A 17,876-nucleotide genomic window follows, 5' to 3' on the forward strand; every position below is an offset into this window, starting at 1 on the left:
CATGCAACTAGTTTGTGGGTGCTGTCCAGAGCGCCCGCGGACGATGCCGAGTACTCTCCCCTACGTGCAGGAGCACACCTACTCGGTCGACGTGGAGGGATCCCCCGAGGAAGTGTGGTCGCTCTTCTGGTCTCATCGGAGCGGCACGCGGTCTCACGGGGACGTGACCATCGAGATCCTCCACCCGGGCGACCCAACCGGCGAGGGGTTGGTGCGCCATTGCGTGTTTCCGGTCCCTCGCTGGCTCCTGTCGGGAGGCCGGGGGGTGTCGTGGGAGTGGCTAACCGAGGTTCGCCGCCCGCACTCATGGCGTTACGACGCGATCGGGAAGCCCCTCTGGTCGAAGGCTGCAGGATTCACGAGCCTGGAGGATCTCGGAGACGGAAGTACCCGTATCCACTTCCGCGAGACGTACCACGCCTTCAATCCGGTGACGCGCACGCTGTTCGAGCGCAGGGTTCACAAGGCGATATCGCGGTCCAATGACACGACGCTCGCCTCCTCCATCAACGCGGGCCTGAAGATGTTGCGAGAAAGGAGCGGAAGCGGTGGCCGACTCGCGCAGTGAGCCTGTCCGGCCTGACGGCAGCAACTACGTCGTCGTAACCGCAGACGCGCACGCCGCGCCGGACGACCTCGATCTGTTCTTGTCCTACGTTGATCCCGCCTCCCGTGAGGCTGTGGCCGGGTTCGGCGATCTGTCGTCCACCGCCATCTCGATGTTCGGCGGCAACGACCCGGGTGAGATCGACGATCCGGACCCGGTGAGGCGGGTGGCTGCGCGCCGGCTCGCCGGAATGGGTGTCGACATATCCGCCGCGTCGAAGTGGCTCGAGCACTACAGCGCCGACTGGGTGATTCCGGGCGACGGCGACGGAAAGCGTCTGGCGGTTCTCGAGGAGCAGGGCATCCACGCCGAGGTCACCTTTCCAGGACCTATCCTCGCCGGGGGGATCTCGCCGGCGATGTATCTCGGGTCGCAAGCCTCGGAAGGCTTGGAGGTCGTCTGGCCGGCGCTTCACGGGTACAACCGCTGGCTCGCCGACTTCTGCTCGGCGGCGCCTGGCCGGCGCGCCGGTGTGATGCCGACGGATCTCCACGATCTGAAGCGGGCGGTCGAGGAGGTCGAATGGGCGCGTTCGGCCGGGCTGTTCGGAGGCGTCATGCTGCCGGCGATGTCGGTCAAATCGCGGCTTCCCGGCTACGCGGACGACTACTACGAGCCTTTCTGGAGCGCGTGCGAGGACCAGGGAATGGTCATCAATCTCCACACCGGAGCCTCAGGTTCCGCGACGGACACGAAGTACTTGTACGACGCCAAGCGAGGCGGAATGCTCGGCTTGTACGAGGTATTCGTCTTCACCAGGCGGCCACTGTGGTTCTTCGTGTTCGGCGGGGTATTCGACCGTCACCCCAATCTCAAGGTGGCCGTCACGGAGAACGGCGTGCAGTGGCTGCCTTCCCTTATCCGCGACATGGAACAGTTCTTCGACACTCACGGAGGTGCGCCGGTCCGCGCTGCGCTGAAGCTGCGGCCGGGCGAATACTTCGAGCGCCACGTCCACCTCGGAGGATCGTTGATCCAGCGGCAGGACGCGGAGATGCGCGCAGAGATCGGCGTCGACCGGCTCATGTGGGGAGCCGACTTTCCCCACCTCGAGGGTGCTGCCCCGGTTCACCGTCAGGTACTTCAGCACATCTTTGGTGGCATGCCCGAGCCCGACCTTCGCAAGATTCTGGGCCGTAACGCGGTTGAGCTGTGGGGTTTCGACGCCTCCCTCCTGCAAACGGTCGCCGATCGCTTCGGTCCCACCGTCGAGGATCTAGCCGCACCCGTGTCTCTCGAAGATATCCCCGAAACGTTCAGCTGGAGCCTTGCGCGGCCGGTTCCGCTGGCCACTTCCTGACGTGAAGGTTGGTCTGCCCCTCGGGATGCTCAACCCGAGGATGTGGAGGGAGGTCACCCAGACCGCCGACAGGCTCGGATACGAATCGGTATGGATCCCGGAGCACCTCATCCTCCCGGTCCACTCGAGCGGCAGCCCGTTCAGCGGGCAGGAGCACCCCCCGATACCGCCGGACATACCGGTCTTCGACCCGTTCGTGTACATGGGGGCGCTCGCCGGGTGCACAGAGAGCATTCGATTCGGGACCCACGTGTACAACATCGGGCTCCGCCATCCGTTCATCAGCGCACGCGCGGTTGCAACCCTGGACATCGTTTCGAGCGGCCGGGTGGAGCTGGGTATCGGCGCGAGCTGGCTAGCTGAGGAATGGGCTGCCACCGGGCTCGACTTCGGCACCCGCGGCCGGCGCGTCAACGAGGCGATCGCGGTGTGCCGCCGGCTGTGGACCGACAAGGAGATCGAACACCACGGGGAGTTCTTCGACTTCGAGCCGGTCATGTTCGAGCCCAAGCCGTTCCAACCCCGCATACCTGTCCATGTCGGTGGTGACAGCGCGGCCGCGTTGCGGCGGGCAGCGCTTCTGGGAGACGGCTGGATACCTATGAACCACACGCTCGACCAGATTCCGGGGTCCATCGCGAAGATCACCTCGATGCGAGAAGCGGCGGGCATCACGCCGGACATCGAGGTGACGATGGGGCTTCCTGTCGAGACTCGAGACGATCTCGCTCGCTACGAGGAGGCGGGTGTAGGCAGGGTTCTGGTTAGACCGTGGTCGAGCAGCCGGGAGGCGGTAGACGGGCTGAAAAGGTTCGCCGGCGAGGTCCTGCACGCCTGACTGCTGTTCACGCTCGGTCGCCGAACAACGTCCAGTTCCCTTGTGCGTTGCGCACCCAGCCTCCCGCCGCCCACGTTCCCCCGTCGACCGGGACGCTGACACCGGTGATGTAGCTCGCCATCGACGAGCAGAGGAACGCGACCAGCTCCCCACACTCGTCGACGTCGCCCTCGCGGCCGATCGGCACGTAACCAGCAATGCGGCTCTTGTCTTCTTGGCCCAGCGGAGGAAGCTCATCCGGGACCGATCCCGCGAGCCCTCTGTTGCCGGGGGTGTCGGTCGCATCCGGAGCGATCGCGTTCACCCGGATTCCGTACTCGGCCAGCTCGAGCGCCATCGAGCGGGTGAAGCTCGCCACCGCCGCTTTGCACGCCGCGTAAACGGCGTACATCGGGGCGGCCCGGGTCGCCTCGATGCTCGTGACGTTCACGATCGAGCCGCCTTCGCCTTGGCGGATCATCACCGGAACCGCCGCAGACGTAGCCGCAAAAACGCTGATCAGGTTGATATCGACGTGCCTTCGCCAACTCCGCTCGCTCTGGTCGATGAACGCCTTTCGGGAAACGCCACCGGCGTTGTTCACGAGTATGTCGATCCTGCCGAAGTCCCGGTCTACGAGGCTCATCGCTGAGCGGATCTGATCGATATCCATCACGTCGCAAGCCACTGCTGCTCCCCGCACACCATGCTCCTCGACGAGCCGAGCCGTCCTCTCTGCGAGCGACGGGTCTATGTCGAGCGCCACCACGTCCGCACCGCACCGTGCGAGTACAGTGGCAACTCCTCGACCGATGCCTGCCCCGCCCCCGGTTACCACAGCGACCTTTCCGGACAGGTCGATGGACGGGCGTTCCATTGCGGTCATCGGTCCTGCGAGGCCATGAGCGCCATCAGCGCGAGCGGGTCTCCGGTTTCCTCCGCCCCGAAGTCGCGGTACAGAGCCCTGAGGTTGACCACCAGCCTCTCCGGTTCCGACCACCCGGCGTAGGGGCCGAGTTCGACATCTCGTGCCGCGGCCACCAGGTCCATTCCCTCGTCGAAGCGTGCTCGTGCCTCCTTGGAGAGCCATTCGAAATAGCCTCTCATGTCGCTTACCGCTGACATACTGGCCAGCGGCCCGTGGCCGGGAACGACCGTCGTCGCTCCAAGCGAGAGGATCCGATCGCACGCTCCGATCCAGTTGCTCACCGGTCCGGCCCACACGATCGGATGACCTCCGTGAAAGAGAATGTCCCCGGTGAAAACGACGCCATCAGCCGGCAGGTGCACGACGACGTCTCCCCGAGTGTGAGCCGGACCAACCTCGATCAGGCGGACCGTGTGGTCTCCGACTTGAAGTTCGAGTTCCTCGTCGAATGTGCGTGAGGGCGGCACCAATTCGATGTCCTCAAAGGAAAAAGAACCGAAGATTCGTTGCACGAACTCTCCGGTCTTACCGAGCGCGGGCGCGGCCTTCATAAGGTCGGCCAGCCGCGACGGCGGAAGCTCAATCATCTCTTCGGCGCATGCGCGAGAAGCGATAATTTCCACGTCTTTCAGCAACTGGTTCCCGAAGCAGTGGTCGCCGTTTGCGTGAGTGTTGACGACAGTCGCGATCCGGTCTGCCGACGGCGATACCTTCCGAAGCGCTTGAAGCATCTCCCCGGTCAGTCGGAGATCGAACAAGGTGTCCACGAGCAGCGAGGTGTCGGTTCCGCTGACGAAGCCCGCGTTGGACCATCCCCATCCGCCATCCGGCTGTAAGTAGGCCCAGATCCCGTCGGCGACCTCGACGGGACCTTTTTCGTAGGAGGCGGCCATCGCCGGGGAACGGTAGTCGAGCGGTTGCGCTGTCAGTCCTGGCCGGCAGCAAGCGACAGCGCGATGGCTGACGCGTCGTCTGGCGTCGTGACGGGGACGATCCCGCTGTCCGGCTCACCCCCGGGACGCAGGAGCGACCAGGTCCCGAGCCCGACGACAGGCTTGCCGGATCTGAGGGCCAGCGCTATCTCGGAGAGGGTGCCGTACTCACCGCCTACCGCGATAACGGCGGACGATGCAGCCACCACCAAAGCGTTGCGCGTCTCGCCCAATCCGGTCGGGATCGCCACATCCACCCAGGGGTTGGCGTCGCGCCGGCTTCGGCCCGGCAGGATCCCAACCGTCAAGCCGCCGGCGGATTTGGCGCCTTTGCAGGCCGCGGCCATCACCCCGCCCAGGCCGCCGCAGACAACGACCGCCCCGCTCGTGGCCAGCATTCGGCCGACCGCCTCCGCTCGCTCTTCGTCCTCTGCGGTTGGTTCGCCGCCGCCGACGACTGCTATCTGTGTTGGCATCGGCGCGCGATGGTAATTAGGCCGGGCGCACGCGGGTGGCGTGATGCGATGCTGTTGCCGTGCTTCACGAGAATCGCCTCCGTGCGGAGATCTTCGGCGACGACGCCGAGCAATACGACCGCTCCCGTCCCACCTATCCCGACGGCATGCTCGATCACGTGCTGTCCGGCTGGGCGGGCCGCCCGATCGAGGTTCTCGATGTCGGGTGCGGAACCGGTATCGCCGCCAGGCAGTTCGAAGCTCGGGGATGTTCGGTGGTCGGTGTGGAGCCCGACGAAAGAATGGCCGCCGTCGCCCGCCGCCGTGGCCTCGACGTGGTCACCGGACGGTTCGAGAACTGGGATTCCGGCGGCCGGATCTTCGACCTGCTCACCGCGGGTCAATCCTGGCACTGGGTCGAGCCCTTCGAGGGCGCCCGCCGTGCCGGCCAGGTTCTGCGGTCGGGCGGCCGGATAGCTCTTTTTTGGAATTACGGAGCACCCGATCCCGAACTCCAGTGCTCCTTCGACCAGGTGTATGAACGGCTCGCAATCGAGGTCGACCGGGACTCGGTCCGGTCGCGCGGCCAGAACTCGGAGCGTTTCGACGTTGTGGTGGACGGCCTGCGTCGCAGCGGCTCCTTCTCTGACCCGGAAATCACCAGGTATCCGTGGAACCACGAGTACCGCGCAGAAGAATGGTTGGACCAGATCCAGACCCACAGCGACCATCGGCTCCTTCCCAAAGAGACGCTCTCGCAGCTACTCGAGGGCCTCGCCGAGGCGATCAACGCGCGTGGAAGCACGGTCCCCGTCGATTACCGGACCTGGCTGATCCACGCCGAACGCCGAGCCCGCTGACCGTTCCGATGGCCAAGGCTCCGTTGGGATGGCGCGCGTCCAGCGGACGGGTCGTAATGTGACCGGGATGGACTGGCCTTTGAGATTCGGAATCTTCCTGGCGCCCTTCCATCCCGCCGGGCAGAACCCGACGTTGGCGATCGAGCGGGACATGGAGCTGATCGTCCGCCTCGACGAGCTCGGCTACAACGAGGCATGGATCGGGGAACACCATTCAGCGGGGTTCGAGATCATCGCTTCCCCCGAGGTGTTCATCGCTGCGGCCGCACAGCGGACGCGCAACATCCGGCTCGGAACCGGCGTTAGCTCACTGCCGTACCATCACCCGTTGATCCTCGCCGACCGGATGGTGCTGCTCGACCATCTGACTAGGGGAAGGGTGATGTTCGGAGTCGGTCCGGGAGCGCTTCCCTCGGACGCCTTCATGATGGGGATCGATCCCAATCGCCAGCGGGAGATGATGGAGGAGTCACTCGAAGCCATCCTGGCGCTGCTGACCAGCGACGAGCCCGTCAACATGGTGACGGACTGGTTCACCTTGAGGGACGCCCGTCTCCAGCTCCGCCCGTACACGCATCCCCGTTTCGAGATCGGCGTCGCCGCGCAGGTCTCCCCGGCCGGGCCAAGAGCCGCAGGCCGCTTTGGTGTCGCGCTCCTGTCACTGGGTGCGACCAGCGCCGGCGGGTTCGACGTCCTCGGCGCCCACTGGGAGACGTGCGAAGAACGAGCCGAGCAGTTCGGCACCAGCGTCGACCGGCGGGCGTGGCGTCTGGTCGGGCCCATGCACATCCGGGAGACGGAAGAGCAGGCACGGGCCGACGTCGAGTTCGGGCTTGCCGACTGGGTGCGCTACTTCCAGGAGGTCGCGGCCCTGCCGATCGCCCCGCAGACCGACGATCACACCACGCTCCTCGAGGCGATGAACGCTTCCGGCATCGCGGTCATCGGTACGCCCGACCAGGCCGCCGCGCAGATACAGCGTCTCATCGACCAGTCGGGCGGATTCGGGACCTACCTGTTCATGGCCCACGAGTGGGCGGACCGCGAGGCGACGCTGGCTTCCTACGAGCTGTTCGCCAAGGAGGTCATGCCGCGCTTCCAGCGATCGGCGGAGCGCACCGTGCGTTCGAGGGACTGGGCGGCCGCCAACCGCCCGGAGTTCATCGGGGCAGCTATCGGAGCCGTCGGGAAGGCGATCACCGATCATCTCGCCGAGAAACAAGTCGCGAGCGAAGGACAGCCGGCGTCCACTTGAGGACAACCGTTGATCCACGCGGCGTTGAACCGGCGGGCGCACCGGCGTAGCGTCCGTTTTCATGGCAGCTTCGGATCCGGTTCGACAAACCCGTCCCGAAGACAGGGTCGAGGCGGACCCAACTCCCGGGGTGATCCGGGAGCGCGCCATCGAGGTCGACGGTCTGTGGGCGGGGCTGGCTCGGACTCCTCCGATGTCCGCCACCGCCTGGCATCACCACGGCGGGCACCAGACCTCGATCTTCGTTGTATCCGGTCGGCTACGTATGGAATCGGGGCCGGGCGGACAGGACGTCATCGAGGCGCAGCCAGGGGACTTCCTGCACGTGCCGCCCGGTGCGGTCCATCGCGAGTCCAATCCCGGCGAATCCGAGAGCTCGATCGTCGTCGTTCGTGCCGGCAAGGGCCCCCCGACAGTGAACGTCGACGGCCCGGCGTGACGGTCTAACTACTGCCGCCCCCCGACTCGAGCCGTTTCGCGAGCCCGCGGCGCACTTCCGGCCATTCGCTTGCGATGAACGAGAACATCGCCGAGTCGCGGAGCATGCCCTCCTCCCCCCGGGCATGGGACGAGTTCCAGTTGCGAAGTATTCCCTCGAAGGTCGCTCCGAGCGCGCCGATCGCCGTTCGTGATCGCGAGTTGCGGGCGTCGGTCTTCAAATCGACCCGGCTCACCCCAAGGACGTCGAAGGCGTAACCCATCAGCAGGAGCTTTGCTTCTACGTTGATGCCCGACCGCTGCGCGTCGGCGGCGAGCCAGGTCCAGCCGATCTCCACCGCATACAGCCGGTTGTCCAGTTCGTGCCGCCGGAGGTGGGTGAAGCGGGTGGTTCCGACCACCCTCCCGTCCGACTTCCGGATCTGGACGAACGGAACCCCCTCACCCGCGTCCCGGTCGGCCAGCGCCGTCTCCACATAGGCCCGGGTCTCCTCGAGACCGTTCGGAACGGTCGTGAAGCCGTACGTCGATCGGTCGCCGGCGGACGCCTCTGCCAGCGCTTCGACGTGCGCCTCGGACAGTGGATCGAGGCGTACGATGCGCCCCTCCAGCGGACTGGCGATTCCGACGGTCTCCACTCGACGAGTCTTGCAAGCTTCGTCGTCGGCTCACCACCGATTACCGTGGCCCACATGCAAGCCGAAGGCCTGTCCATAGCCGATCCGGAGTTCTGGTGGCAGCCGCTGGGGGACAGGATGGCCCATTTCGCGGAGCTGCGCGAGCAGGGCCCGTTCATCAAGGCCGCCACCCCAAACCCCCTTACCGGGGTCGACGACGAATTTCTCGCGGTCACCCGCCACGCAGAGGTGATCGAGATCAGCAGACGTCCGCACGACTTTTGTTCGGGCGGCGGCTCGACGAGCATCGCTGATCTGCCCGAGGACGCCATGGAGTTCTTCGGCTCGTTCATAGTGATGGACGACCCCCGCCACGCACGCCAGCGCGGGATCGTTTCTCGCGCCTTCACTCCTCGGCAACTGCAACGGGTACTGGACTCGGTCGAAAAGATCTGCGACGAAGTCATCGACGGCATTTGCGAACAAGGCGAGGTCGACCTGGTCGAGACCGTGTCGCAGCCGTTCCCGCTACTGGTCATCTGCGACATGATGGGGATCCCGCGAAGCGAATACGAGACGGTGCTTCGCGCAACCAACGTCATCCTCGGAGCAGGCGATCCGGAGATCCTCGCCGGCCGTGAGGACATCCTCGCGGCTCTGATCGGGGCGGGGATGGAGCTGACGACGCTCATGAACGAGCTCGCCGAGCACCGCCGGTCCCACCCGGGTGACGACCTGACCAGCGCGCTGGTGAACAGCGACGTCGGCGACGACATCCTCGCTCCGCACGAGCTCGGCGCGTTTTTCATCCTCCTGGCAGTCGCCGGCAACGACACAACCCGCACGGCAATCAGCCTCGGGATGCAGCTTCTCGCCGAGAACCCGGAGCAGAGGGAGAAATGGCAGAACGACCCCGATCGGGTCACGCCTACAGCGGTCGAGGAGATCGTCAGGGCTGCGTCGCCGGTCACCTTCATGCGCCGTACCGTTACCCGGGACCTGACCCTGTCCGGGCACGAGTTGTCCGAGGGCGAAAAGCTCGTGCTGTTTTACGGCGCGGCCAACCGGGACCCCCGGGTGTTCGAAGATCCGGAACGGTTCGACGTGCTCCGCCAGCCGAACCCGCACGTCGGCTTCGGTGGCCCTGGCCCGCACTTCTGCCTCGGAGCGCACCTCGCCCGTCGCGAGCTTTCCGTCGCTTTTCCGAAACTGTTCTCGCGGCTGCCCGATATCGAGGTTGCCGGTGACCCGGTGCCCCTTCAGGCGATGGGGATCCCGCTGGTGGGTGGGATCAAGCGATTGCCAGTGCGGTTCACCCCTCGCCGGCGCTGAGAGACGCGATCTGGGCCTGCACGCGCCTCATGCCGCGCAGCCAGCGTTCGCGGTCCTGGGCGCGTCGCTGCTCGTAAACCGCGACCTGGGGGTGGGGCAGGATCAGGAAGCGTTCCTCGCGCATCCCTCGCAGAACCGACTCGGCGACCGTCTCGGGTTCGAGCATGCCGTCGCGGCCCGCAGTCGACTCCGCCAGGACGCTCGAGTCCCTGGTTGCTGCGCCGGTCATCGCGGTCCATACGCCCTGCGGACACAGGCAAGAAACGCGAATACCCGCGTCGTGGTGGGTGATCGAAAGCCACTCGGCGAGGGCGACCACGGCGTGCTTGGTCACGCTGTACGGCGCCGATCCAAGTTGGGTGAGCAGGCCGGCGGCGGACGCGGTGTGGACCAGGTACCCCTCGCCTCGGTCGAGCATCGACGGCAGCACCGCGCGGACCGCGCATACGTGGCTCCGCACGTTGACCTTCCAAATCCGTTCCCAGTCCGCGTCGGGCACCTCGACGCCGCCCCCGATGAGGATTCCGGCGTTGGCACAGAACACGTCGACCGGTCCGAACCGCTCCGTGGCGGTTGCGACAAACCTGTCGACGTCGTCCTGAACAGATACGTCGCCGGCGACCGCCACCGCGGCGTGACCCTGCTTGCGTATGCCTTCGGCCACCTCCTCGGCGCCCTTGCCGTTGAGGTCGGCGACGACGACTCCCTTCGCACCGGCCGTGCCGAACGCCTCGCATAGGGCTCTGCCGATGCCGCTTGCTCCTCCGGTTACGACGCAGACCCTGCCGATCACATCCATCTGTCTCAGCCGCGGGGGGAGCGCCGCTCCATGAAGTCGGCGTACTTCACCAGGTCGGGGTCGTTGGCGAAAGCCTCGGCGAACTTCTTCCTCGCCTGTTCCCGTTTCGCCGGCAGGTACTCGGTCGGCCACAACCCATCGTGGGGTCTGTAGTCCTTGAGCACGTTGCGAGCGACCGTCACCTTGTGGACCTCGTCGACGCCATCCATGACGGCCATCGTCGGTGCCGACGCCCACATCGCCTGTAATGGAGTGAGGTCGGTGACTCCCAGCGAACCGAAGATGTGGATCGCGCGGTAGGACACCTCTCGGAGCACCTTCGCCGCGGTGTACTTGCAGGCAGAGATCTGCGTTCTTGACGCCTGGGTGCTCGAGTTGTCGATCGTCCAGGCGGTCCACAGAACCAGCAAGCGGAGCATGTTGATCTCCGCGTACGAGTCGGCGATCGCCTCTTGGACCATCTGGTGATCGGCGATGACCTTGCCGTGCGATTCCCGGCTAAGCGCGCGCTCGCACATCATGTCGAACGCTCGCTTGCACTGCGCGATCGACCGCATCGCGTGGTGTATCCGGCCTCCCCCGAGCCTGCGTTGCGCCAGCACCTTGGCCCCATCCTCGGGGCCAAGAAGGTGGTCCAGGGGAACCCGGACGTCCTTGTAGAGAATGTGGTCGTGGCCGCGCGGTTCGTCCATGAACTCCACGCCCGGGGTGTCGCGCGGCACGATGAAGATCCCGTTTGTGCACATGACGAACAGGATGTCCGAGTACCGCCCAGCACTTGTGAACCACTTCTCGCCGTTGATCACCCACTCCTCGCCGTCTCTTACCGCGACCGTCTTGAACAGGTTCGGGTCGGAGCCGCCCTGGGGCTCGGTCATCGAGTATGCGGACCAGATCTCCTGGTTCATGAGTGGGTAAAGCCACCGCGTCTTCTGCTCTTCGGTCCCGTACGCTGCGAGGATCTCCATGTTCCCCGTGTCGGGAGCCTGGCAACCGAATATCGACGGCGCGGTCCCGTACCTGCCGATGATCTCGTTGAGCAAGGCGAGCTTCAGCTGCCCAAAGCCGGGGCCGCCCAGTTCCTTGTCGAGGAATATGGCCCACAACCCGTGATCCTTCACCTGCTGTTTGAGAGGGTCGACAAGGGCCTTCATCTTCGGGTCCCGCATCCGGACTGCGTAGGGGAACACCAGCTCCAGTGGCTCTACCTCCTCACGGCAGAACTGATCAACCCAGTCCAGTTTCTCCTGAAACTCCGGTTCGGTAGAGAAGTCCCACATGCTTTTCAGCCTCCTGGGGTCGGTACAACCAATATCTTGCAGTGTTGTTCGGGGTCGGCCAACTCGTCGAATGCGCCCGGCACTCCGTCGATCCCTACCTGCCCGGTGATCATCGGGGCGACGTCTATATCCCCTTCGGCTATCGCCTTCAGCGAGTCGTTGAACTCGAGAGGGTCGTAGGCGAGCGCGAACTGGACCTGCAGCTCCTTGGTGATCGCCCAGAACGGGACGATCGTGTCGGAGCCCATGCACACCCCGACGACTACCACCCTGCTGTGCATCGGAGCCAAGCGCATGACGTCGTTGATCATCCCCGGCACGCCAACGGCCTCGAAGACGACGAGCGGCCTGCCCGGTGCTGCCCGCTGCCACGCCTCGAAGGAGTCCTCGACTGCAGGGTCCACAACCTCGTGGGCGCCCATGACAGACGCCAGGCCGCGTCGCTTGGGGGAGTAGTCGGCAGCGACGATCGGCTCGACCGCTCTCAGCTTTAGCGCGGCGATAACCGCGATGCCTATCGGACCGCAACCGAGCACCAGCGCACCTTCGCCGGGTGATATCGCCGACTTGTTGACCGCGTGCAGACCGACTGCCATCGGCTCGGTCAGCGCGGCACGTTTCGCGTCCAGGCCGTTCGGAACGGTCTGCAGAAGCGGGGCGGACAGCAGCATCATCTCGCCGTAGCCGCAAGGAAGGCGGTTGCTGTACACAAGTGGCTCCACCCCGGTGAGCCCGACCATCGCGGGGATGGACGTGACCAGCGTGCCCTGTTTGGGCGCGATGGTGTCCGGGCCGACCTCCAGCACCTCCCCGGCGAACTCGTGGCCCATGTAAACGTCATGGTCGAGGTTCGTCCGGGCGTCGCCGAAGTCAGGCACGCCGCCCATCTCGTCGACCAGCCCCATCATCTCCCGCCCGTGCTTCACGAAGTGCAGGTCGGATCCGCAGATCCCGCATGCCTTCACCGACACGAGCACCTGACCGAGGGAGGGCGCCGGGTCCGGCACGTCGTCTGCCACGACTAATCGACCGGCACGCAGGATCGCCGCCTTCATGGCGCCACAGAGAACGGGACGCTAGAGAACCCGTGGACGTTGCTCTGGTGGACCCTTCTCAGCCGGTCCTCGTCGACCTCGTATTCCGGAAAAAGGCGGGCGAACTCGCCGATCCCGACTCTCCCCTCGAGCCGGGCGAGAGCGGCTCCCAGGCAGAAGTGAAGACCGTGCCCGAAGCCGAGCGGGATGTGCGGCGCCCGCGAGATGTCGTAGCTGTCGGGGTCCTCGTACTCCCGTTCGTCCCGGTTGGCGGCGCCGGTGACGAGCAGCACCCGGCTGCCCGCCGGCATGGTCACTCCGTGCACGGTGACCTCCTCCGTCAGCGTGCGACCCTGATACTGCGAGGGCGCCCAGTAGCGCAACGTTTCCTCGACCGCGCCCGGAATCACCGCCGGGTCGGCCACTATCTTCTTCCACTCGGACGGATTCCGCCGCAGAAGCACGGCCGCGTTGGCAAGCAGCTTGGTGAGCGTCTCTGTGCCGGCTGTTCCGATCAACGAGCAGAAACCGATCACCTCATCGTCGGTCAGCCTCGCAGGTCCGTCCCCGGTCTCGATCTCCGCCTCGCAGAGCCGGCTCATCAATCCGCCGTCCGGCGTGGTCCGCTTCTCGCGAAGCAGGTCCCGCCAGTACCCGCTCGTCGCGACCATTGCCTTGATGGCCTCTTCGGGCACATACGGTGGCTCTTCGTTGCGATCGAGCGTGGCGTCCATCCACTTACGCATCTGGTCGCGGTCCTCTCGAGGCACTCCAATCAACTCCAGGATCACGTTCATGGGGAGGATGGCGGAGAACTCCTCCACGAAGTCACCGCCTCCTTTCTCCCGGAGCGCCTCGAGAAGCGCGACCGCTGTGGACCGGACGAACGGCTCGAGCTCTGACACGGCGCGGGGGGTGAAGGCCCGGCTCACCAGTTGACGGTGCAGGTCGTGCCGGGGAGGGTCCATGAAGATCATCATCGGAAGCAGGCCACGGGTGTCCAGCCGCTCGACCATCGTCCCGTCCGCCGAGCTGTAGAGCAGCGGCTGCTGAGAGGCCGCATGGACGTCCGAGTAGCGGGTCAGCGCGAAGAAGTTGAGCTCGGGGTTGAAATGACACGGGTCCTCGTCGCGAAGCCGCCGGTAGATCGGGTACGGATCGGCATGAAACTCGTGCGAAAACGGATTCAGCTCCACGCTCGATCCCTCCCATCGGCCCGGCCAGCCTGGCCTGTCTGCCGCCGCTGTAATAGCTTGCTGGGAGTTCTCGAATCAAGGGGGGATCCGATGACAGCGCCGTTCGAGTTCCGAGGGATCAACCATCTTGCGCTCGTTTGCAGCGATATGGGGCGCACCGTTCACTTCTATCGGGACATCCTCGGCATGCCGCTGGTGAAGACGATCGAGCTTCCAGCGGACATGGGCCAGCACTTCTTCTTCGACTGCGGCAACGGCGACTGCCTGGCCTTCTTCTGGTTCCCGAACGCTCCCGGCCCGATCCCCGGCGTGACCGCCCCCGCTGCCCGACCGGACACGGGCGAGCTCACCTCCGCCGTCGGATCGATGAACCACGTGGCCTTCAACGTCCCGCTCGAGAAGATCGAGGAGTACGCCGATCGGCTCCGCGCGGCGGGGGTCGACTGCAGCGAGGTCGTGAATCACGATGACAGCGAGTGGGGAGTGAGCAAGGAGCTGCACTCCGGAGTGTTCGTGCGTTCGATCTATTTCCAGGATCCCGACGGAATCCTGCTCGAGTTCGCGGCCTGGACCCGCGCCCTGACTCCGGCCGACGTGGTCCACGAGCCCGCCACCGCTCTCACCTAGTCTGCGCCAACCGTGCCCCGACTCCACCAGGTTCCCAGGGCCGAGGCGGCCGCCCCGATCGTCACGGCCATGTACGACTACGTTTTCGGCGAGCGCGACCCGGTCGCAGAACCAGGAACGGAGTCCGGATCGCCGGGAGACTGGTGGACCGTCTTCGCCAACGTCCCCGACATTCTCGAGCACGCCGTGCAGGGGTTCGGGATCTACCGCAGTCCCAATCGCAAGCTCGACCCCCTTCTGCGTGAGCTCGGTCAGACCCGCGTGGGCTGGGCGGCTCAGAGCCAGTTCGTATTCTCCCAGCACTGCAAATCGCTGCGCGCTCTCGGAGTATCCGAGGAGAGAATCGCCGCCATCGCTCACTGGCAGGCCGCCGACTGCTTCACCGAGGTCGAACGGCTCGTCCTCGCCTACACCGACTGTCTCGCTTTCGACCACGGCCGGGTGCCCGACGGCCTGTTCGACAAGCTGCACGAGCACTTGTCCGACGAGGAAATTCTCGAGCTGACGTACATAACGTCTCTTTACTTCCAGCATGCGGTGATGTCACGGGCGCTGCGCACCGAGTTCGACGATGTACCCGAGGCGATAGTCGAGGTGCCCGCGCCGGAGGGAACCGATCCCATAGACGTCGGGCGCTATCTCAGCCGCAACCGCGGTTCCTGATCAGGGAACCGCTACCGATCCCTCGGTCCTGAAGCGAACCCCGCCGATTTCGGCGTCGATCGCGTCATCGCCTTCGAGGACTACTTCGGTGATGCCTTCCTCGCGGTCGGAAGCAAGTCTCTCGAACCGCAGCGTTTGCCCCGCGGTGTCAAGCTGAATGGACACTGCATCGCCTCTGATGGTCGGGGCGACCCCGAGAGCGGCCGCCCAGCGCTCGGCTCCTGCCGCCGGTTCGTTCAGCTCGACGGTGATCCTCTTGATAGATCCTCGCTCGTTCGGTGCGCCTTTTTCCTTCCAGTCCGGCCCGCCCCACCGCCACGACTCCGGCGGGTCGGCCCAGTCGATCGACACGATGGCTCCGGGCACGTCCTTCGGGTGGAGATGGGTTCCAGCGATGTCGTCGAGGTTCACCTGCCAAACGACGCGGATTCCGGAGCCGGCGATCCTCTTGCGTGCGGCCTTTATGTCAGGCACCTGGAAAATGGCCATGTAGCCGGAGTCTCCTCCGCGCCTCTCCATGTACCGGCCCGCGGCTGTTCCGTCACGGACGGGCGACACGACCTCGATGAAGGTGTCTCCGGCGGCGAATACCGAGTTCTCCAATCCGAATTCGCCGACGCCTGGATCGTTGAAGGGGTTACCCCACCCGAAGGTTTTCTGCAGTTCGCCGGAGACGGCGCCGAGGTCGTGAGCGGCGAGGGCAACCTGCCGAAGCCTTGGAAGGTTGGACATGGCAACAGCTTCGCGCCTACGTCGGGGTGAACTTGTAGCGAACCCGGGTCGCTTGGGGGTAGAACGGCAATCGACCGACGTCCACACACGGGAGAGAGCCGATGCCCGAACCGGTGACCGAAAAGCAGTCCCGCGAGCTGGCAGAGCAGTCACGCCAGACAGAGTGGGAGAAGCCGAGCTTCGGCAAGGAGCTGTTCCTCGGGCGGTTCAGACTCGACCTGATCCATCCCCACCCCGTCCCGAGCGAGCGCGACCGCTTGCACGGGGAAGAGTTCCTCTCGAAGTTGCGCGCGTTTCTCGAGGAAGGGGTCGATCCGTACGAGATCGAACGGGACGCCAAGATCCCCGACAGCGTGGTGAAGGGCATCAAGGAACTCGGCGCCCTCGGAATGAACATCGACGCCGAGTACGGCGGCCTCGGACTCAGCCATCTCTACTACGGGAAGGCGCTGGCGCTCGCGTCGACATGGCATCCCGCCATCCCGACGCTTCTCTCGGCCCACCAGTCGATCGGAGTCCCCGAGCCGTTGAAGATCTTCGGGTCGGAAGAGCAGAAACGCAAGTACCTCCCGCAGGTCGCATCCGACAAGATCAGCGCCTTCCTGCTGACCGAACCGGACGTTGGCAGCGACCCTGCGCGAATGAGCATGACCGCGACGCCGGCAGAGGACGGATCTGTATATGTCCTCAACGGAGTCAAGCTCTGGACGACCAACGGCGTCATCGCCGACCTCCTCGTCGTAATGGCGATGGTTCCAAGGTCGGATGGTCACAGAGGCGGGATCAGTGCGTTTGTCGTGGACGCTCATGCTGCCGGAGTCGAAGTGCTGCACCGCAATTCGTTCATGGGCTTGCGGGGAATCGAGAACGGGGTAACCCGCTTCACCAACGTTCGCGTTCCCCGGGAGGACCTGATCGGAGAAGAAGGCAGGGGGCTCCGGATCGCGCTTCAGACCCTCAACACCGGCCGCCTCTCTCTGCCCGCGACGTGCGTGGGCGGGGTCAAGTGGTGCTTGAAGGTGGCGCGCGAATGGTCCGCCGAACGGGTGCAGTGGGGGATGCCAGTGGGGAAACACGAGGCGGTCGCCAAGAAGCTGGCCTTCATGGCTGGCAGCGCGTTCGCGGTCGAGGCGGTGTCCGATCTGTCCTCGCTGATGGCCGACGAGGAACGCAACGACATCCGGATCGAGGCCGCGCTCGCCAAGCTGTTCTGCTCCGAGATGGCGTGGAAGGTCGCGGACGAGCTGGTTCAGATCCGTGGCGGGCGCGGGTACGAGACTGCGGCGTCGCTTCGGGCGAGAGGGGAGCGCGGGATCGCCGCCGAGCAGGCGCTTCGCGACCTGCGCATCAACCGGATATTCGAGGGATCCTCAGAGATCATGAAGCTGCTGATCGCGCGCGAAGCGGTCGATCAGCACTTGAGCGTGGCCGGAGGTTTGATCGACCCGGAGGCGGGCCTGCAAGCGAAGGCAAAGGCGGCTGCATCGGCGAGCCGGTTCTATGCCGGCTGGCTACCGCAACTGGCCGTCGGCGAGGGGACCAATCCGCAGTCGTTCGACGAGTTCGGACGGCTCGGCACACATTTGCGTTTCGTGGAGCGTTCCGCCCGCAAGATGGCCCGTAACACGTTCTACGGCATGGCCCGCTGGCAGGGTGGAATGGAGCGCAAGCAGGCGTTCCTCGGGCGGGTGGTCGACATCGGCGCCGACCTTTGGGCGATGAGCGCGGTCGTGGTTCGGGCGAAGATGCTCGCCGGTGGATCCGCTCCTGACGGCGCCCCCGAGGACCTCGCCGACCTCTTCTGCCGGCAGGCGCGCAGAAGGGTCGACCAAGCCTTTCACGACCTATGGCACAACGATGACGACACCGAATACGAGGCGGCGATGCACGTGCTCGACGGCCGTTACGCCTTCTTCGAGGAGGGCATCCTCGACCCCTCGGGCAACGGCCCCATGATCGACGCCACCGGCAACCCACCTGCAAGTCAGTAACGCCGGAGGTCAG

General features: G+C 65.4%; 19 protein-coding genes. 10 read left to right on the forward strand and 9 right to left on the reverse strand.

The genetic code is table 11. The features are described 5' to 3' along the window. The first annotated feature begins 64 nt into the window (after window positions 1-64). From VFZ97_18055 to VFZ97_18065, 3 genes are read left to right on the forward strand one after another with little or no spacing between them, the layout of a single operon-like run. Window positions 65-568 carry an SRPBCC family protein gene (locus VFZ97_18055; protein ID HEX6395343.1) on the forward strand — a complete coding sequence of 168 codons (504 nt, stop codon included), beginning with the start codon at window positions 65-67 and terminating at the stop codon, window positions 566-568. After that, the gene (locus VFZ97_18060) at window positions 549-1,907 is read left to right on the forward strand and encodes an amidohydrolase family protein (GenBank protein HEX6395344.1); all 1,359 of its coding nucleotides are present in this window, start codon (window positions 549-551) and stop codon (window positions 1,905-1,907) included. Before VFZ97_18055 ends, VFZ97_18060 begins: the two co-directional genes overlap by 20 nt. 1 nt (window position 1,908) lies before the next feature. Continuing rightward, window positions 1,909-2,745 (forward strand): TIGR03619 family F420-dependent LLM class oxidoreductase, encoded by an 837-nt coding sequence (locus VFZ97_18065; GenBank protein HEX6395345.1) that lies wholly within the window; start codon window positions 1,909-1,911, stop codon window positions 2,743-2,745. A gap of 7 nt (window positions 2,746-2,752) precedes the next feature. Here VFZ97_18065 and VFZ97_18070 read toward each other — a convergent pair whose 3' ends face one another. The 3 genes from VFZ97_18070 to VFZ97_18080 are packed head-to-tail and all read right to left on the reverse strand — an operon-like array spanning window position 2,753 to window position 5,060. After that, window positions 2,753-3,610: an SDR family oxidoreductase gene (locus VFZ97_18070; protein HEX6395346.1), complete on the reverse strand. Its 858-nt coding sequence runs from the start codon at window positions 3,608-3,610 to the stop codon at window positions 2,753-2,755. Beyond that, window positions 3,607-4,545, reverse strand: a complete 939-nt coding sequence (locus VFZ97_18075) for an MBL fold metallo-hydrolase (protein HEX6395347.1) — start codon at window positions 4,543-4,545, stop codon at window positions 3,607-3,609. The genes VFZ97_18070 and VFZ97_18075 overlap by 4 nt, the downstream gene beginning before the upstream one ends. 32 nt (window positions 4,546-4,577) lie before the next feature. After that, window positions 4,578-5,060, reverse strand: a complete 483-nt coding sequence (locus tag VFZ97_18080) for a TIGR00725 family protein (GenBank protein HEX6395348.1) — start codon at window positions 5,058-5,060, stop codon at window positions 4,578-4,580. A gap of 59 nt (window positions 5,061-5,119) precedes the next feature. Between VFZ97_18080 and VFZ97_18085 the strand changes: the two genes are divergently transcribed. The 3 genes from VFZ97_18085 to VFZ97_18095 all read left to right on the forward strand — a co-directional run bounded on the left by VFZ97_18085 (window position 5,120) and on the right by VFZ97_18095 (window position 7,593). After that, complete coding sequence (locus VFZ97_18085; GenBank protein HEX6395349.1) at window positions 5,120-5,899, forward strand: class I SAM-dependent methyltransferase; 780 nt, start codon at window positions 5,120-5,122, stop codon at window positions 5,897-5,899. 67 nt (window positions 5,900-5,966) lie between these two features. Then, window positions 5,967-7,154, forward strand: a complete 1,188-nt coding sequence (locus VFZ97_18090; protein HEX6395350.1) for an LLM class flavin-dependent oxidoreductase — start codon at window positions 5,967-5,969, stop codon at window positions 7,152-7,154. Window positions 7,155-7,215: 61 nt separating this feature from the next. Continuing rightward, window positions 7,216-7,593 carry a cupin domain-containing protein gene (locus tag VFZ97_18095; GenBank protein HEX6395351.1) on the forward strand — a complete coding sequence of 126 codons (378 nt, stop codon included), beginning with the start codon at window positions 7,216-7,218 and terminating at the stop codon, window positions 7,591-7,593. 4 nt (window positions 7,594-7,597) lie between these two features. On the opposite strand, the gene VFZ97_18100 is transcribed toward VFZ97_18095, so the two are convergent. Continuing rightward, window positions 7,598-8,230, reverse strand: coding sequence for a GNAT family protein (locus VFZ97_18100; protein ID HEX6395352.1), 633 nt, complete (start codon window positions 8,228-8,230; stop codon window positions 7,598-7,600). Window positions 8,231-8,284: 54 nt separating this feature from the next. On the opposite strand from VFZ97_18100, the gene VFZ97_18105 reads away from it, so the two are divergent. Next, entirely contained in the window at window positions 8,285-9,541 is a 1,257-nt protein-coding gene (locus tag VFZ97_18105) for a cytochrome P450 (protein ID HEX6395353.1), read from the forward strand. Here the strand turns inward: VFZ97_18105 and VFZ97_18110 are convergent. The 4 genes from VFZ97_18110 to VFZ97_18125 are packed head-to-tail and all read right to left on the reverse strand — an operon-like array spanning window position 9,522 to window position 13,850. Then, on the reverse strand, window positions 9,522-10,340 hold the full coding sequence (locus tag VFZ97_18110; protein ID HEX6395354.1) for an SDR family oxidoreductase: 819 nt from the start codon (window positions 10,338-10,340) through the stop codon (window positions 9,522-9,524). The genes VFZ97_18105 and VFZ97_18110 overlap by 20 nt on opposite strands. A gap of 5 nt (window positions 10,341-10,345) precedes the next feature. Beyond that, entirely contained in the window at window positions 10,346-11,620 is a 1,275-nt protein-coding gene (locus VFZ97_18115) for an acyl-CoA dehydrogenase family protein (protein ID HEX6395355.1), read from the reverse strand. Between the two features lie 5 nt (window positions 11,621-11,625). After that, the gene (locus tag VFZ97_18120; protein HEX6395356.1) at window positions 11,626-12,675 is read right to left on the reverse strand and encodes a zinc-binding dehydrogenase; all 1,050 of its coding nucleotides are present in this window, start codon (window positions 12,673-12,675) and stop codon (window positions 11,626-11,628) included. Beyond that, complete coding sequence (locus VFZ97_18125; protein HEX6395357.1) at window positions 12,672-13,850, reverse strand: cytochrome P450; 1,179 nt, start codon at window positions 13,848-13,850, stop codon at window positions 12,672-12,674. The genes VFZ97_18120 and VFZ97_18125 overlap by 4 nt, the downstream gene beginning before the upstream one ends. 90 nt (window positions 13,851-13,940) lie before the next feature. Here VFZ97_18125 and VFZ97_18130 point away from each other — a divergent pair, with 90 nt between their 5' ends. Beyond that, window positions 13,941-14,477, forward strand: coding sequence for a VOC family protein (locus VFZ97_18130; GenBank protein HEX6395358.1), 537 nt, complete (start codon window positions 13,941-13,943; stop codon window positions 14,475-14,477). A 12-nt stretch (window positions 14,478-14,489) separates the two neighbouring features. Further along, window positions 14,490-15,140, forward strand: a complete 651-nt coding sequence (locus VFZ97_18135; GenBank protein ID HEX6395359.1) for a carboxymuconolactone decarboxylase family protein — start codon at window positions 14,490-14,492, stop codon at window positions 15,138-15,140. Here the strand turns inward: VFZ97_18135 and VFZ97_18140 are convergent, their stop codons facing one another. Further along, on the reverse strand, window positions 15,141-15,872 hold the full coding sequence (locus VFZ97_18140; GenBank protein HEX6395360.1) for a hypothetical protein: 732 nt from the start codon (window positions 15,870-15,872) through the stop codon (window positions 15,141-15,143). 101 nt (window positions 15,873-15,973) lie between these two features. On the opposite strand from VFZ97_18140, the gene VFZ97_18145 reads away from it, so the two are divergent. After that, window positions 15,974-17,863, forward strand: a complete 1,890-nt coding sequence (locus VFZ97_18145; protein ID HEX6395361.1) for an acyl-CoA dehydrogenase family protein — start codon at window positions 15,974-15,976, stop codon at window positions 17,861-17,863. Window positions 17,864-17,876 lie beyond the last annotated feature (13 nt).

The sequence above is a fragment of the Acidimicrobiales bacterium genome, from assembly GCA_036378675.1.
Lineage (GTDB): Bacteria > Actinomycetota > Acidimicrobiia > Acidimicrobiales > Palsa-688 > DASUWA01.

Coding starts and splice junctions, on each gene's coding strand:
- VFZ97_18070 (HEX6395346.1), bottom strand. CDS start 3,610: ATGACCGCAATGGAACGCCCGTCCATCGACCTGTCCGGAAAGGTCGCT.
- VFZ97_18075 (HEX6395347.1), bottom strand. CDS start 4,545: ATGGCCGCCTCCTACGAAAAAGGTCCCGTCGAGGTCGCCGACGGGATC.
- VFZ97_18080 (HEX6395348.1), bottom strand. CDS start 5,060: ATGCCAACACAGATAGCAGTCGTCGGCGGCGGCGAACCAACCGCAGAG.
- VFZ97_18090 (HEX6395350.1), top strand. CDS start 5,967: ATGGACTGGCCTTTGAGATTCGGAATCTTCCTGGCGCCCTTCCATCCC.
- VFZ97_18095 (HEX6395351.1), top strand. CDS start 7,216: ATGGCAGCTTCGGATCCGGTTCGACAAACCCGTCCCGAAGACAGGGTC.
- VFZ97_18105 (HEX6395353.1), top strand. CDS start 8,285: ATGCAAGCCGAAGGCCTGTCCATAGCCGATCCGGAGTTCTGGTGGCAG.
- VFZ97_18110 (HEX6395354.1), bottom strand. CDS start 10,340: ATGGATGTGATCGGCAGGGTCTGCGTCGTAACCGGAGGAGCAAGCGGC.
- VFZ97_18115 (HEX6395355.1), bottom strand. CDS start 11,620: ATGTGGGACTTCTCTACCGAACCGGAGTTTCAGGAGAAACTGGACTGG.
- VFZ97_18120 (HEX6395356.1), bottom strand. CDS start 12,675: ATGAAGGCGGCGATCCTGCGTGCCGGTCGATTAGTCGTGGCAGACGAC.
- VFZ97_18130 (HEX6395358.1), top strand. CDS start 13,941: ATGACAGCGCCGTTCGAGTTCCGAGGGATCAACCATCTTGCGCTCGTT.
- VFZ97_18140 (HEX6395360.1), bottom strand. CDS start 15,872: ATGTCCAACCTTCCAAGGCTTCGGCAGGTTGCCCTCGCCGCTCACGAC.
- VFZ97_18145 (HEX6395361.1), top strand. CDS start 15,974: ATGCCCGAACCGGTGACCGAAAAGCAGTCCCGCGAGCTGGCAGAGCAG.